Origin of the sequence: Bacteroides sp. BFG-637 (assembly GCF_024793605.1) — a bacterium.
GTDB lineage: Bacteria > Bacteroidota > Bacteroidia > Bacteroidales > Bacteroidaceae > Bacteroides > Bacteroides vicugnae.
The window spans coordinates 5,920,247-5,934,153 of sequence record NZ_JANUPD010000002.1; the positions used below are offsets into that span (position 1 = coordinate 5,920,247).

General features: G+C 40.7%; 15 protein-coding genes and 2 tRNA genes. 10 read left to right on the top strand and 7 right to left on the bottom strand.

Annotated features, from left to right (window positions below):
* Window position 1 precedes the first annotated feature (1 nt).
* Window positions 2–682, bottom strand: coding sequence for a queuosine precursor transporter (locus NXX38_RS23405; protein WP_148364806.1), 681 nt, complete (start codon window positions 680–682; stop codon window positions 2–4).
* A 730-nt stretch (window positions 683–1,412) separates the two neighbouring features.
* Here NXX38_RS23405 and NXX38_RS23410 point away from each other — a divergent pair.
* A complete protein-coding gene (locus tag NXX38_RS23410) occupies window positions 1,413–2,255 on the top strand; it encodes a DNA-directed RNA polymerase subunit alpha C-terminal domain-containing protein (protein WP_217721148.1) in 843 nt (280 codons plus the stop codon).
* A 400-nt stretch (window positions 2,256–2,655) separates the two neighbouring features.
* Here the strand turns inward: NXX38_RS23410 and NXX38_RS23415 are convergent, their stop codons facing one another.
* Window positions 2,656–3,162 (bottom strand): RNA polymerase sigma factor, encoded by a 507-nt coding sequence (locus tag NXX38_RS23415; RefSeq protein ID WP_074559099.1) that lies wholly within the window; start codon window positions 3,160–3,162, stop codon window positions 2,656–2,658.
* Window positions 3,163–3,325: 163 nt separating this feature from the next.
* Here NXX38_RS23415 and NXX38_RS23420 point away from each other — a divergent pair, with 163 nt between their 5' ends.
* On the top strand, window positions 3,326–4,615 hold the full coding sequence (locus tag NXX38_RS23420; RefSeq protein WP_234132801.1) for a DcaP family trimeric outer membrane transporter: 1,290 nt from the start codon (window positions 3,326–3,328) through the stop codon (window positions 4,613–4,615).
* An 83-nt stretch (window positions 4,616–4,698) separates the two neighbouring features.
* On the opposite strand, the gene NXX38_RS23425 is transcribed toward NXX38_RS23420, so the two are convergent.
* Window positions 4,699–6,108, bottom strand: coding sequence for an OmpP1/FadL family transporter (locus tag NXX38_RS23425; protein WP_258981344.1), 1,410 nt, complete (start codon window positions 6,106–6,108; stop codon window positions 4,699–4,701).
* Between the two features lie 209 nt (window positions 6,109–6,317).
* Between NXX38_RS23425 and NXX38_RS23430 the strand changes: the two genes are divergently transcribed.
* The 6 genes from NXX38_RS23430 to NXX38_RS23455 all read left to right on the top strand — a co-directional run bounded on the left by NXX38_RS23430 (window position 6,318) and on the right by NXX38_RS23455 (window position 11,114).
* Window positions 6,318–7,319: a 2-hydroxyacid dehydrogenase gene (locus NXX38_RS23430; RefSeq protein ID WP_195649410.1), complete on the top strand. Its 1,002-nt coding sequence runs from the start codon at window positions 6,318–6,320 to the stop codon at window positions 7,317–7,319.
* 63 nt (window positions 7,320–7,382) lie between these two features.
* The gene (locus NXX38_RS23435; protein ID WP_148364804.1) at window positions 7,383–8,087 is read left to right on the top strand and encodes a pirin family protein; all 705 of its coding nucleotides are present in this window, start codon (window positions 7,383–7,385) and stop codon (window positions 8,085–8,087) included.
* Between the two features lie 44 nt (window positions 8,088–8,131).
* Window positions 8,132–8,779 carry a pyridoxamine 5'-phosphate oxidase gene (pdxH, locus tag NXX38_RS23440; protein ID WP_195649409.1) on the top strand — a complete coding sequence of 216 codons (648 nt, stop codon included), beginning with the start codon at window positions 8,132–8,134 and terminating at the stop codon, window positions 8,777–8,779.
* A gap of 67 nt (window positions 8,780–8,846) precedes the next feature.
* Entirely contained in the window at window positions 8,847–9,578 is a 732-nt protein-coding gene (locus NXX38_RS23445; protein ID WP_217721151.1) for an MBL fold metallo-hydrolase, read from the top strand.
* A 13-nt stretch (window positions 9,579–9,591) separates the two neighbouring features.
* The gene (locus tag NXX38_RS23450; protein WP_148364801.1) at window positions 9,592–10,722 is read left to right on the top strand and encodes a DUF4468 domain-containing protein; all 1,131 of its coding nucleotides are present in this window, start codon (window positions 9,592–9,594) and stop codon (window positions 10,720–10,722) included.
* 14 nt (window positions 10,723–10,736) lie between these two features.
* Window positions 10,737–11,114, top strand: a complete 378-nt coding sequence (locus NXX38_RS23455; RefSeq protein ID WP_217721152.1) for a VOC family protein — start codon at window positions 10,737–10,739, stop codon at window positions 11,112–11,114.
* 66 nt (window positions 11,115–11,180) lie between these two features.
* Here NXX38_RS23455 and NXX38_RS23460 read toward each other — a convergent pair whose 3' ends face one another.
* Entirely contained in the window at window positions 11,181–11,645 is a 465-nt protein-coding gene (locus NXX38_RS23460) for a DUF3592 domain-containing protein (protein ID WP_258981349.1), read from the bottom strand.
* Window positions 11,646–11,649: 4 nt separating this feature from the next.
* Entirely contained in the window at window positions 11,650–11,835 is a 186-nt protein-coding gene (locus tag NXX38_RS23465; RefSeq protein ID WP_004300779.1) for a hypothetical protein, read from the bottom strand.
* 95 nt (window positions 11,836–11,930) lie between these two features.
* Here NXX38_RS23465 and NXX38_RS23470 point away from each other — a divergent pair, with 95 nt between their 5' ends.
* On the top strand, window positions 11,931–12,662 hold the full coding sequence (locus NXX38_RS23470; RefSeq protein ID WP_195649488.1) for a bifunctional 2-polyprenyl-6-hydroxyphenol methylase/3-demethylubiquinol 3-O-methyltransferase UbiG: 732 nt from the start codon (window positions 11,931–11,933) through the stop codon (window positions 12,660–12,662).
* A 144-nt stretch (window positions 12,663–12,806) separates the two neighbouring features.
* Here the strand turns inward: NXX38_RS23470 and NXX38_RS23475 are convergent, their stop codons facing one another.
* Entirely contained in the window at window positions 12,807–13,409 is a 603-nt protein-coding gene (locus tag NXX38_RS23475) for a TlpA disulfide reductase family protein (RefSeq protein ID WP_258981351.1), read from the bottom strand.
* Window positions 13,410–13,503: 94 nt separating this feature from the next.
* Between NXX38_RS23475 and NXX38_RS23480 the strand changes: the two genes are divergently transcribed.
* Window positions 13,504–13,577 (top strand) — tRNA-Thr (locus tag NXX38_RS23480).
* A 216-nt stretch (window positions 13,578–13,793) separates the two neighbouring features.
* On the opposite strand, the gene NXX38_RS23485 is transcribed toward NXX38_RS23480, so the two are convergent.
* Window positions 13,794–13,865: transfer RNA gene (locus NXX38_RS23485), tRNA-Cys, on the bottom strand.
* Window positions 13,866–13,907: the final 42 nt, after the last annotated feature.

A 13,907-nucleotide genomic window follows, 5' to 3' on the forward strand; every position in this document is an offset into this window, starting at 1 on the left:
CTTAAATATCTTTGATTTTCAACACATTATAGGAGATATCGGTATCATACACATCACTACCGTCTACCTTCTTAATGGCTTTCACTACACGGATTGTCACCGGAAGGATCATAACTTCATACATGGATTTCAGCACAATCTGAATCCCCATCATGATAAGCAGTTCTTTCCAAGCAATGATTCCGCCAAAAGCTACCGGGAAGAAAATCAGTGAATCGGCAGTCTCACCTACTACAGTAGACCAGATGGCACGGGCCGAAAAGTTACGCCCCTGACTGGCTACTTTCATCTTACTCATCACATACGCATTGAGAAATGAGCCTACCAGAAAAGCCATCAGACTGGCAGCCACGATACGAGGCGCCATGCCGAATACAAAATCAAAATGTTCTTCACCCTCCCAGAAAGGAGCAGCCGGAATGGCAACAGCTATCAACCCAAGAGCAACCACGAAGAAGTTCATGGCAAAACCGCTCCAAATGATGAGCCGCGCTTTCTTGAATCCCCAAACTTCGGCGATACAATCATTAATAATATAAGAAATAGGAAAAACTAATAATCCGGCTGTCACGGTCAGACTACCCACCTGGATTACTTTTGTTTCAAGAAGATTGGCTGCAATGAGACAGACATTAAACAGAATGCCCAGCAGCATAAAGGGTACAGATACTTTCTCTTTCATTATTCCTGTTTTTTACGTGGTGTTCTAGAATACACGACCGCTATTCACGGCATCATACTTTATTTTTATCTTTCGGGGGCAAAGGTATAAGAAAAAAGCGAGAGGGCAAAAAGAAAAGAACAACATTTTAAACACCTATCTTTTTCTACTCATACTATAATCGTTTTGAAATAAGTCAAGTCATAAAAAAACAGGCACGGATTACACGGATTTCACGGTTTTAAGAGATTGGATAGACTATTAAAAACCGTGTTAATCCGCGTAATCCGTGCCTAAAATATATTCCTTATCGTACCATTTAAAGTAATTTTTGGTGCAGTTGTCCGGCTTGTTCATCTGCAACAGTATATAAAAGTGTCCCAACTTATTTTTTAGCGATTACTTATTTTCTATGAGATTGACAAAAAACGACCTTTTCATATCCTTTCTTCTCGAAAAAATATTTATATTTGCAGCGAGGATTGGACCATTATTGACAGCCAATCTTCATGTTTTAGGACATTTAATTTATCTTATTAGAAAAGTCGCGTTTTCGAAACAGAAATCAAAATTAGATGTCCGCACTGAACTTATATCCAAATTAAGACATATAAGTACAGGTGCGGGCATACTATATTCGATTTCTGTGGGCTCGCGCGACTGCCTCTAGTAAGGAATATATGTATCGTCCGTGCCTCTTATTTTATTATAATCCGGCGGCGGCGCATACACTAAAAAAACAAATTGAGGTATGACAACAAAACAATGGATTGGCATTGAAGAAGCCGCAGAGAAGTATCAAGTATCTATCAGACGTATCAATACGTGGTGCAAAAGACAGGAAATTACTTTCACAGAAATTGACCATTACCTGATGCTGGATGAAAACAGTTTGCTGGAATGTATCGAACGAAACACACAGCTTGCCCTTACAAATGAAGAGTTTGAACGACGCAAAGAAAAACTCATAAGAGAAAACGAAGAAAATCTATTTATTCTCCAATCATTAGCGCCACTAACCCCAATGATGCGTCTGATAATAAAAGAACTTGCCGGAATGATTCAAAATGAAAACAGAAGACGCATGTTCCTGTTTGTCACACTGGAAGGTAATTTCAAAAAATATGCAGAAGAATCCTGCCAAGATTTCTTTTATATTCGAAGAGAGTTTCAGATACTTATTCGGGATATTCAATCCCGAATCGGATTTCTAAAGACATACAAAGACGAAATGACGTATCTCAAAGCGGCACTGCGACTATACGAAATGAACTTCGGCAGAAATCTATTCAGCAAGAATAGTTTAGAAAAGGAAAGTCCGGCAGCCCGGGAAAAGAAAAATGCCATCCACCTGCTCAATACTCCTATTCGTGACTTTGAGTTTGACCCAAGGTCAAGTCGGGTGCTAGGCGAAAACGGTGTACAGACACTTCGGGATTTATTAAAAATCACCTATAAATACGGATGGAATAGAATAAATAAACTACCGAACATTGGTCCGACCTCACTAAATAAGTTAATCAACCGACTGAAACAGTTGAATATCCTTGATGATGAAGAAGGGTGCTATCTCTATAAATATTTGGATGAATGAAAACAATCATGAAATTTCCCTAACATCGAAATCCTTTTAGTCGCTCTGTTGTTCTAAGTGGATGTTTAATCAAAAAATATATCATGGAACATCAAGTCTTCTTATCGGTTACTACGGTGGGAAGACTGTTTTTTTAACTATTTCGGAGAGCGAAAATATAAAATTGTTTTATCTCTGAAAAAAGAAAACTTCAACAAGCTCCAGTTGTTCGGAGTTTCCGAACAACTAAGGCGATATCTATGCTACTGCCGTGGATTTATCCCTATGTTGAAGATAGTATTAAAACGTTGATGGACGGCATTCAGCAGAAAATAAACAAGCCTTCCCATCAGTCGTCGTATTCTGACAGGAAGGCTCATCACTTTGACCTTAAAACACATCACTCAATCAGGCACCTGCATCAGGAGGAAAAATCTTTCAGTTCCTCTTTCAACCGCTTACGGATGAAAAACAAACGGCTCTTTACCGTTCCCATCGGCAATCCTAATTTTTCGGCAATTTCTCGATACTTAAATCCGGCAACAAACATCTGAAAAGGAACTTTCATTTCTTCCGGTATGGAATGTATCACCCGATACAGTTGTTTCATATCATACGTAAACTCAAACCTGTCGGCATCTTCATCCTCGATCAAATGTTGCTGATTGATAGAATAACTGTCATCAATCAGATTCATTTCGCGAACTGTACGACGATAGTTATTGACAAAAATATTACGCATAAGCGTATACATCCATCCTTTCAGATTCTTACTATATGTAAACTTTTCACGATTATCCAGTGCCTGCAACACACAGTCCTGAACCAAATCATTGGCAGAGTCACGATCTGCCGTCAATTTATATGCGAAGCGATGCAAATCCGGTTGTATCGCCAATATTCCTTTAGTAAAATCCACTTTTTCCATCATCGTATTTCTTTTATCTAATTAGTACGATACAAAGATCCGCTTTTTTAGAATCATTATAAATAGCAATTCTTCCGATTAGTTTGGCTATTTTTCCTTTGCCCCTCTCAACCATTTCTTTTTTTAGTTGTTCATTGGGCATTCACCTAAAACTTAACTGATAATGAGAACAAGCTTTAAAATGGTAGCCATGCTACTGGGGATAGGAATTTTTCCCCTCTGTGCTCATGCACAAAAGAAAGTAATCATCGAAGATGAAGAACCCAATTCCATCATGTTTGTTTCGAAGAACAAAGCAGGAGATGAAATCATCCGAATCATGAACGACCGTTCGCAGATGCGTTTCCACGACCCGAATGCTCCCCGCTTCCTGCTCACCGACCAGAAAGGGAAATTTGCCCTGGGCATCGGAGGATATGTCCGTGCAACGGCAGAGTATGACTTTAACGGTATCGTAAATGATGTCGATTTCTATCCGGCATTGATTCCACAACGCGGAAGCGGCAATTTTGCCAAGAATCAATTCCAGATGGACATCACCACTTCTACCCTATTCCTCAAACTGGTAGGACGTACGAAACATCTGGGAGACTTCGTTGTCTACACAGCCGGAAACTTCCGGGGTGACGGAAAAACCTTTGAATTGCAGAACGCTTATGCGCAATTCCTCGGTTTCACGATCGGATACAGCTACGGTTCGTTCATGGACCTCTCCGCACTGCCTCCTACCATCGACTTTGCAGGTCCTAACGGGTCGGCATTTTACCGCACCACGCAATTGAGTTATATGTACGATAAGTTGAAAAACTGGAAATTCGGTGTTTCAATGGAAATGCCTTCAGTAGACGGTACAACCAACAATGACTTGTCTATCAACACCCAACGGATGCCGGACTTCGCCACTTCCGTACAGTATAACTGGAATAGTAGCAGTCACGTTAAATTAGGTGCTATAGTCCGTAGTATGACTTACTCAAGTAACGTACATGAGAAAGCCTATTCCGCCACCGGATTCGGGTTGCAAGCATCTACAACATTCAATATTACCAAGAAATTACAGGCATTCGGACAGTTTAATTATGGAAAAGGTATCGGATCTTACCTGAACGATTTAAGTAATCTGAACGTAGATATCGTTCCCGATCCTGATAATGAGGGAAAAATGCAGGTTCTCCCGATGCTGGGATGGTATGCAGGGTTGCAATATAACCTTTGTCCGAGCATCTTTATATCCGGCACATATAGTTTATCCAGACTTTATTCTGAAAACGGATATCCAAGTGAAAATCCGGAATCCTATCGCAAAGGACAGTATTTAGTGGCTAATGCTTTCTGGAATGTAAGCAATAACCTGCAAGTGGGCGTAGAATATTTAAGAGGATGGCGTACTGATTTCAGTTCTTCAACCCGCCACGCCAACCGGTTGAATATGCTGGTACAGTATTCTTTCTAAACTAACATAGAACAGTAAAACAAAAAAGCCGTCTCGAACATGGTGTCGAGACGGCTTTTCTATACATATAAAGGATTAGAAATCTAGAACTTATAGTTCACACTCACACCAAATACTTTATTGGTACGGCTATAAACGTCTTTATCAATAGATGCACCTAATCCACGTACATTTTCTTTAGTGTAATCACTATACGTAGTCCAGAAATAAGCAACATCAAGGCTCAATGCCTGCGTGAAATTAATACGGCCTCCGAAACCAACTGAATAAGAATCACAAGAAAAACTTGTATCTGATTGGAAAGCATCGCTCAATCCGTAGTCTGTTTTCTGATAACCTCCACTGACTGTGAACAGTTTATTGATATCCCATTCGACACCCGCCAAGTACTCGTGTGTACCATGTCTCAGTGTTTTCTGCTTACCATCCGCCATACCGGCATTCTTATCATCAAAGAAGTGATATTCTACCGAAGCCCTCAATGATGGCAAGATCTCATAACTTGCAGCTAAAGAAAGCATAGCAGGAAGATCACTCGGAGTGTTCACACCATTCTGATAAGGTGCCATAAAATCTGCGGCAGCAGCTGGAGCAATTATTTCATGTGTATCATTCTCAATATTCATATTGGCTTTGAACTCATACTTTGCAGCCAGATTCAACTTACCGAACTTAGCATCAATACCAATAATCGGTGTCAATCCCCAACCTGTCTGATCACAGTCCAGTTTAAGTTTCGCATCATTCAGCTGCTGCGATTTTTGCAATGCTGCCTGTTTTGCCTCATCTAAAGACATACCGCCAAGCATAAGTTGTTTTACGATCTCAGCACCCAACTGTTCTGCTACACCCTCTTTCAAATTGATATCAAGGAAACCTTTATAGCCACCCGTAAAATAATTCATACGTGCACCAGCAAAAACAGCGAAGTGCTCATTAATTTTATAGCTTGCTCCTAATTGAAAACCATAAATATACTGACGACCTTCCATAGCTGAATTGATAGTATATTGATTAGGAGTCAACATCCCCTGACCTATTGTATTTACCAGACTAATAGCAGCCGCATCAAACATAGGTAAGCCTTTATCAAATGAAGCTTTTCCGCCACCACCTACAATGGCAAAGCTACCGGAAAACGCCCAGTCACCTTTCTTATATACAGCATGTATGGAAGGAATAACGGGAGCAGAAGCCTTTCCTTCATACTTACGCACGGTAGTTTGTCCATCCAAGGTCCATAAAGGACTTGTTGCAGCAATATCACGGGTTTGATATGCACTTTGAATTGTAAGTGCTACTTGAAGACCATCTTTGGGAAGAAATGCCAGTCCGGCAGGATTACTATAAACTCCATCAACATCGATGGAAGCGCCGCGGGCTAACATACGTAAGAAAGCAGCATTCTGATTCGTATTGGTTAGATAATCTCCGGCAAAAGTTGGAATTGAAACGATCAACATTGCAAGACCAATCAACGAAATTTTTCTCATCTAAATCTTTTTTAAAATTATTTCGGCGCAAAGATATAACAATATTGCACAGGGAGCATATATTTGTGCATTTATTTTCATTTACCCACCATTTTAATTGAAAAATTAAACTGTTTCTAATGAAACAATCTGTTTTTCGAATGATGGATTGATTAAACAAATTCACCTGTTCCAACGTTTAAATATTATATAATTTATAGAATAATATTATGGCCTATACAATTGCATTTTTCGGCACAAAGCCTTATGATGAGTCCTCTTTCAATGACAAAAACAAAGAGTTCGGGTTTGAGATACGCTACTACAAAGGGCATCTGAATAAAAACAACGTACTACTGACACAAGGAGTGGATGCTGTCTGTATCTTTGTGAACGACGTTGCCGACGCAGAAGTAATCCGTGTGATGGCAGCCAACGGAGTAAAACTATTGGCACTACGCTGTGCCGGATTTAATAATGTAGATTTAGATGCTGCCGCCGCTGCCGGAATTACCGTAGTACGGGTTCCTGCCTACTCTCCTTATGCCGTTGCAGAGTACACCGTAGCTCTTATGTTATCGCTAAACCGGAAAATTCCCCGTGCTTCCTGGCGTACCAAGGACGGCAATTTCTCCCTGCACGGCCTGATGGGATTCGACATGCATGGAAAAACAGCAGGCATCATCGGCACAGGAAAAATAGCGAAAATACTGATTCACATCTTAAAAGGGTTTGGAATGAACGTATTGGCTTACGACCTCTATCCGGACCATAACTTCGCCCGTGAAGAACAAATAGTTTATACTTCATTGGACGAACTATATCACAATTCGGATATCATCTCCTTACATTGCCCGCTCACCGAAGCGACCAAATACCTGATTAATGACTACTCTATCAGCAAAATGAAAGACGGAGTAATGATTATCAATACCGGCCGTGGACAGCTGATTCATACCAACGCACTGATCGAAGGATTGAAGAACAAAAAAATAGGTTCTGCAGGACTGGACGTATATGAGGAAGAAAGTGAATACTTCTACGAAGATCAATCCGACCGTATTATCGACGATGATGTACTTGCCCGTTTGCTTTCATTCAACAATGTAATCGTCACTTCTCATCAAGCTTTTTTCACACATGAAGCGATGGAGAATATTGCTGCGACTACCCTGCAAAACATAAAAGATTTTATCAAACATAAGCCTTTGCTAAATGAAGTGAAGAAATAAAACTTTTAAGCTCCTTTCTTTGTTTACAAAACATATAAACAAATAAGAGAAAGGACAGATTTTATGAAAAAAGTAATACATAAAGCAGATACAAGAGGACATTCCCAGTATGACTGGTTGGATAGTTACCATACTTTTAGTTTTGACGAATACTTCGACTCCAATCGTATCAACTTCGGTGCCCTTCGCGTATTGAATGATGATAAGGTTGCACCCGGAGAAGGTTTTCAGACTCACCCGCATAAGAATATGGAAATCATCTCCATCCCTCTGAAAGGACATCTGCAACATGGAGACAGCAAGAAGAACAGCCGCATCATTACTGTTGGAGAAATTCAGACAATGAGTGCCGGAACGGGAATCTTCCACAGTGAAGTGAATGCAAGCCCTGTAGAACCGGTAGAATTCCTGCAGATCTGGATTATGCCGAGAGAACGGAACACCCGTCCCGTTTACCAGGATTTCAGCATTGCAGAGCTGGAACGTCCGAATGAACTGGCAGTCATCGTATCTCCCGACGGCAGTACACCTGCTTCCCTTTTACAAGACACCTGGTTCTCAATCGGTAAAGTTGAAGCCGGAAAGAAACTAGGTTATCATATGCATCAAAGTCATGCAGGCGTCTATATTTTCCTCATTGAGGGAGAAATTGTAGTAGACGGCGAAGTGTTGAAACGCCGCGATGGTATGGGTGTTTACGATACCAACAGTTTCGAACTGGAGACACTGAAAGATTCACATATCCTATTAATAGAAGTACCTATGTGATTCCATCATTAGAAATTAAGAACTAAAAACAGCCAGATAATCTTATGGCGAAATTAAACATAGCAGATATCCGACAGGAATATACGAAAGGCGGGTTGCGGGAAAGTGAACTTCCCGGCGACCCGCTTTCGCTTTTCAATCGTTGGCTACAAGAAGCAATTGAGGCAGAGGTGGACGAACCGACTGCAGTCATTGTAGGAACCGTATCTCCCGAAGGGAGACCGTCTACCCGTACCGTATTATTAAAAGGGCTCCATGATGGAAAATTTGTCTTTTATACCAATTACGAAAGCCGTAAAGGCAGGCAATTGGCACAAAATCCGTATATCTCCCTCTCTTTTGTGTGGCACGCCCTCGAAAGACAAATACATATAGAGGGAATAGCGACGAAAGTTCCTCCGGAAGAATCGGATGAATATTTCCGGAAACGTCCTTATAAAAGCCGGGTCGGTGCACGAATTTCTCCCCAAAGTCAACCTATAATAAGCAGAATGCAATTAATACGGTCTTTTGTCAGGGAGGCAGCCCGGTGGATCGGTAAAGAAGTGGAAAGACCTGATAATTGGGGCGGATACGCCGTTACCCCCACAAGGATTGAATTCTGGCAAGGACGTCCCAACCGCCTGCACGACCGTTTTCTATATACCCTGCAACCGGACAGGGAATGGAAAATCAGTCGTCTTGCTCCTTGATTTCGTCGATTTTTCTTGGCAACTCCAACTAGAATACGTAATATTGCAACTATAAAATAGTCAGCTTATGACACTGGATTATATTTATCACAGCGGTTTCGCCATCGAAATGGAAGGTGTAACCGTTATCATCGATTACTACAAAGATTCTTCCGAAACGGAACATAACCGGGGAATCGTACATGATTATCTCCTGAAAAGGCCGGGTAAGCTATATGTATTGGCCACCCATTTCCATCCCGACCACTTTAACCGTGAGATATTGACCTGGAAAGAACAACGCCCCGACATTCAATATATTTTCTCCAAAGATATCTTGAAATCCCATCGTGCCAAAGCCGAAGATGCTTTCTATATTAAAAAAGGAGAAACATACGAAGACGAGACAATTCGTATCGATGCTTTCGGCTCAACGGATGTCGGCAGTTCGTTCCTGCTTCACCTGCAAGATTGGAGTATTTTCCATGCCGGCGACTTGAACAACTGGCATTGGAGTGAGGAATCTACTGAAGAAGAGATCCGAAAAGCCAATGGTGATTTCCTTGCAGAAGTTAAATATTTAAAAGAAAAAGCGCCAAACATCGATTTAGTACTATTCCCGGTGGATCGGAGAATGGGAAAAGATTACATGAAAGGGGCAAAACAGTTCATCGAACAAATAAAAACTACTATATTTGTGCCCATGCACTTCAGTGAAGATTATGAGGGGGGAAATGCGCTTCGTAGTTTTGCTGAAAATGCCGGATGCCGTTTTATCAGCATCACCCATCGGGGCGAAAGTTTTGAGATTACCAAATAAACACATGATAATTATGAATAAATTTACGATTCTGTTTCTTACCCTGTTCCTTGCATTGCCGATGGCGATGAAGGCAGATTCTGCAAAAGAGAAGAAAGACGACACCAGGTACCTTGTAGGAGCTGTTCCTGAAGTAGATGGTAAAGTAGTATTTTCCAAAGAATTCCAGATTCCCGGAATGAGTCAGGCACAAATCTACGACACAATGACAAAGTGGATGGACGAACGTCTGAAAGAAAATAAAAATATTGATAGCCGCATTGTTTTCTCTGACGAAGCAAAGGGGACAATTGCCGGTGTTGGAGAAGAATGGATTGTTTTCAGTTCAAGCGCCCTTTCATTAGACCGTACACTGGTCAACTATCAGATTACCGTTACCTGTAAACCCGGCAACTGCTTGGTAGAGCTTGAGAAAATCCGTTTCACTTACCGTGAAACAGAAAAATACAAAGCAGAAGAATGGATCACTGATAAATATGCGCTCAATAAAGCAAAGACCAAATTAGTGCGCGGCTTAGCTAAATGGCGTAGAAAAACTGTAGATTTCGCAGATGATATGTTTATGGATGTAGCAGTAGCTTTCGGAGCACCTGATACTCGTCCGAAGACAGAGAAAAAGAAAAAAGAAGAAGAGCAACAAAAAACATCTGTTGTGGCCGCTGCCGGTCCGATCATTATCGGTCAGGGAGGTAAAGTTACCACTACCGAATCTGCTCAAACCACCATTCCTGCGGCTACTTTGACTCCTGCCACTCCGGCTACCAAAGTTGCATCCGACGCATCCGGTTATACAGAAATTGATTTGAAACAAATTCCGGGCGAAGTATATGCTTTAATGGGAAGTGGCAAATTAGTGATCAGCATCGGAAAAGATGAGTTCAACATGACCAATATGACTGCAAATGCAGGTGGTGCATTGGGTTATCAATCAGGAAAAGCTGTTGCATATTGCACACTTTCACCCGATCAACCTTATGACGCAATAGAAAAGGCAGACAGCTATACACTAAAATTGTATGCTCCGAACCAAACAACTCCTTCAGCTGTTATCGAATGTAAGAAGATGCCTTCACAGACAACTCCGCAAGCCGGACAACCCCGTACCTATGTTGGAGAAATTGTGAAACTCTTAATGAAAAAATAAGGAAAATTGCAACAATGGAAATAAAAAGTAAATTTGACCATTTTAATATCAACGTTACAAATCTGAAGCGGAGTATCGCTTTTTATGAGAAAGCACTCGGCTTAAAAGAACATCATCGGAAAGAAGCATCCGACGGTTCATTCACACTGGTTTACCTGACAGATAATGAAACAGGTTTCCTATTGGAATTGACATGGCTCAAAGATCATACTGCTCCATACGAACTGGGGGAAAACGAAAGTCACCTCTGTTTTCGTGTAGCCGGTGATTACGATGCAATCAGGGCCTATCACAAAGAAATGAATTGTGTATGTTTTGAGAATACTGCCATGGGGCTTTATTTTATTAACGACCCGGATGATTACTGGATTGAAATACTTCCACAGAAGTGATTTTATATAAAAAGGTGGGGCAGGATAATTATCCTGCCCCACCTTTTTATATAGAGAACGCTGTTTCTAAAAAACAAAGGATAGCCCTAAAATTGCCGACATTATAAAAAAACTACCAAGAACAAAATGGCTAATAAACAGCCTCATTATTTGCATGCTTGGCAACACAAACATATCATCTTTCTTATTTTTATCATACAATATGACAACCTTATCACCTACATGATACTGTTTTGGATAAAGATAAACATGACTTTCCCTTTCACTCTTTGGAGCAGAAGGAAGAAATTGGCAACATACCTCTTTTTCTCCCTCCAATTTATATTTTATTTTTGGTATACATACATCAGTAATATTCACACCATCAGACTTTAGTATCTCTATATCCACTACCTTCCCATATGTTTTCTTGCTATACGCTTTTATTATCTTGCAATGAATTATCCACAAGATTCCCATTTGCAGAACAAGAAAAGCACCTCGCAATAGAAGTATAACAGCAACTATACAAACTATTATATTTATAAACATATTTTTATTTTTTATGTCGACTAGCTCTTTTCTTCCGGATATCTGCTTTCATCTTCGCTGCACCCGAACCATGCTGACCACGAATATACGTCGCTTTTTTCGCTTTCGTTTTCACCTTTTCCTCTTCTTTGGGCTTATCTTTCTTACCTTTAAAAACGATGCCACCCATGATTGCTTCTTCTATACTCATATAATCATTTATTAGTATTCAATATTTCCGATGGCAAAGATAACCCTTTTCTGCGGATTTATTTATCTTTGCAAAGTTAACAATCGTAACCACCAATGGCAACAACAATTCTTTCTGCAGAAAAGGACCCGATGGGAGCCGCTATTTCTGACTATTTCAACCATCACAGAGCTGATCGTTTGCGGGTATTTTCTTCTCAATTCGAAGAAGATGAAATTCCCGTCAAAGAACTGTTTCGTAATATACAGTCTATGCCTATACTAGAGCGTACCGCCCTGCAAATGGCTACCGGACGGATTTTGGATGTAGGTGCCGGAAGTGGTTGCCATGCGCTGGCACTTCAGGAAATGGAAAAAAACGTATGCGCCATTGACATTTCTCCCTTATCTGTCGAAGTAATGAAACAACGCGGAGTGAACGATCCCCGCCTCATCAACCTTTTTGATGAAACATTTTCCGAAACATTCGATACGATCCTAATGCTCATGAATGGTTCCGGAATTATCGGACGGCTGAATAATATGCCCGTTTTTTTCCAACGGATGAAACGTATTCTCCGCCCTGGTGGATGCATACTTATGGATTCCAGTGATTTGCGTTATCTTTTTGAAGAGGAAGACGGTAGCATAGTCATCGACCTTGCCGGAGATTATTACGGAGAGATTGACTTCCAAATGCAGTATAAAGATGTAGAAGGAGACACATTCGACTGGTTATATGTAGATTTCCAGACTCTTAGCTTATATGCTTCCGAATGTGGTTTTAAGGCAGAATTGATAAAAGAAGGAAAGCATTACGATTATCTGGTCAAACTTAGCATTGCTTGAAAATACATCATCATATAGTGACGGTATGCACTCCGGATAGCGTCACTATATAACCAAAATAGTAACGCCATCACATCAGGATAGCGTTACTATTTTTATATACTCATACCTGTTCCGTTAGGAACATCTGATGAGGGTTTTCTTTTATTTCAGCATTTCATTAATTGCCTGCACAAGAGAAGCAAACTCTTCCTCATTATATAAACGAGTCAGCTTTACAATTTTCCCTTCCTTATCAATCAACACGTTTCTCGTTATTCCGGATTCACGTAATGCATATTTCGCAAAAATATCAGCTCCCGGATCCAGTCCTAACGGATAAGTGACTCCGGTAGATTTAGCAAAAGCCAGTACTTTGTCAAGCGGTTCGTCACGGTCAATGCCAATCAGAGCAAAGTCTGCATTATTTTTATGCTTCAACCAAATATCCTTCTCGATAAACGGCATTTCTTTACGGCAAACTCCACACCAGCTTGCTGTGAACTGCAACATGACTACTTTACCACGAAGGGAAGATAAACTCACTTGTTTCCCATCTGTCAAGGTAATCGTGAAATCCGGAGCCATCTCTCCTACCCGGACAATATATCCTGTACTATCTGCCTGAACAGATTTTGCATCCGTAGCTACTTCTACACTATCTGTTGCAACTTCAACATTCGCCGTTCCTTTCTTCTGTCCGGAACAAGCCCACATACCTATGGCTAAAAGCGCCATACTACATACATTCATAATTTTCATTTTCATCTAATCATTGGTAACTTTGCAAATATAAAAAAAGTATGCGATGTATTTGCATTTTTAAAAGAAATTCATACCTTTGCACCCGCAAAAGAAAAACGCCTCTTTAGCTCAGTTGGCCAGAGCACGTGATTTGTAATCTCGGGGTCGTTGGTTCGAATCCGACAAGAGGCTCTCCAGAATGAATGCTGTTTATCACATCAGATAAGCAGCATTTTTTTATTAATTACCGTTACATTTCAAGTAGCAAGTCCGGGTACACGTTGAAAAAAAGCGTTTATCGGTGCATCGTAAATAAACTTATCCAAAGCTTGCGCCCCTATTTGCGTCCTCTTCAAAAACAAAAAACTCCGAAACCCTTTATTATAAGTAGTTTCGGAGCTTTGCTTGAGGTTCCTGGCGGATTCGAACCGCCGTACACGGTTTTGCAGACCGCTGACTAAGCCACTCATCCAAGGAACCATTATTTCTCGTTTGCGGTTGCAAAGGTAGTACAAATTTTGA

Bases quoted from the DNA above. Each gene is read 5' to 3' on its own strand.
- pdxH (WP_195649409.1), top strand. From the start codon at position 8,132: ATGGCGAAATTAAACATAGCAGATATCCGACAGGAATATACGAAAGGC.
- NXX38_RS23450 (WP_148364801.1), top strand. From the start codon at position 9,592: ATGAATAAATTTACGATTCTGTTTCTTACCCTGTTCCTTGCATTGCCG.
- NXX38_RS23420 (WP_234132801.1), top strand. From the start codon at position 3,326: ATGAGAACAAGCTTTAAAATGGTAGCCATGCTACTGGGGATAGGAATT.
- NXX38_RS23425 (WP_258981344.1), bottom strand. From the start codon at position 6,108: ATGAGAAAAATTTCGTTGATTGGTCTTGCAATGTTGATCGTTTCAATT.
- NXX38_RS23445 (WP_217721151.1), top strand. From the start codon at position 8,847: ATGACACTGGATTATATTTATCACAGCGGTTTCGCCATCGAAATGGAA.
- NXX38_RS23470 (WP_195649488.1), top strand. From the start codon at position 11,931: ATGGCAACAACAATTCTTTCTGCAGAAAAGGACCCGATGGGAGCCGCT.
- NXX38_RS23410 (WP_217721148.1), top strand. From the start codon at position 1,413: ATGACAACAAAACAATGGATTGGCATTGAAGAAGCCGCAGAGAAGTAT.
- NXX38_RS23465 (WP_004300779.1), bottom strand. From the start codon at position 11,835: ATGAGTATAGAAGAAGCAATCATGGGTGGCATCGTTTTTAAAGGTAAG.
- NXX38_RS23430 (WP_195649410.1), top strand. From the start codon at position 6,318: ATGGCCTATACAATTGCATTTTTCGGCACAAAGCCTTATGATGAGTCC.
- NXX38_RS23460 (WP_258981349.1), bottom strand. From the start codon at position 11,645: ATGTTTATAAATATAATAGTTTGTATAGTTGCTGTTATACTTCTATTG.
- NXX38_RS23475 (WP_258981351.1), bottom strand. From the start codon at position 13,409: ATGAAAATGAAAATTATGAATGTATGTAGTATGGCGCTTTTAGCCATA.
- NXX38_RS23405 (WP_148364806.1), bottom strand. From the start codon at position 682: ATGAAAGAGAAAGTATCTGTACCCTTTATGCTGCTGGGCATTCTGTTT.
- NXX38_RS23455 (WP_217721152.1), top strand. From the start codon at position 10,737: ATGGAAATAAAAAGTAAATTTGACCATTTTAATATCAACGTTACAAAT.
- NXX38_RS23415 (WP_074559099.1), bottom strand. From the start codon at position 3,162: ATGGAAAAAGTGGATTTTACTAAAGGAATATTGGCGATACAACCGGAT.
- NXX38_RS23435 (WP_148364804.1), top strand. From the start codon at position 7,383: ATGAAAAAAGTAATACATAAAGCAGATACAAGAGGACATTCCCAGTAT.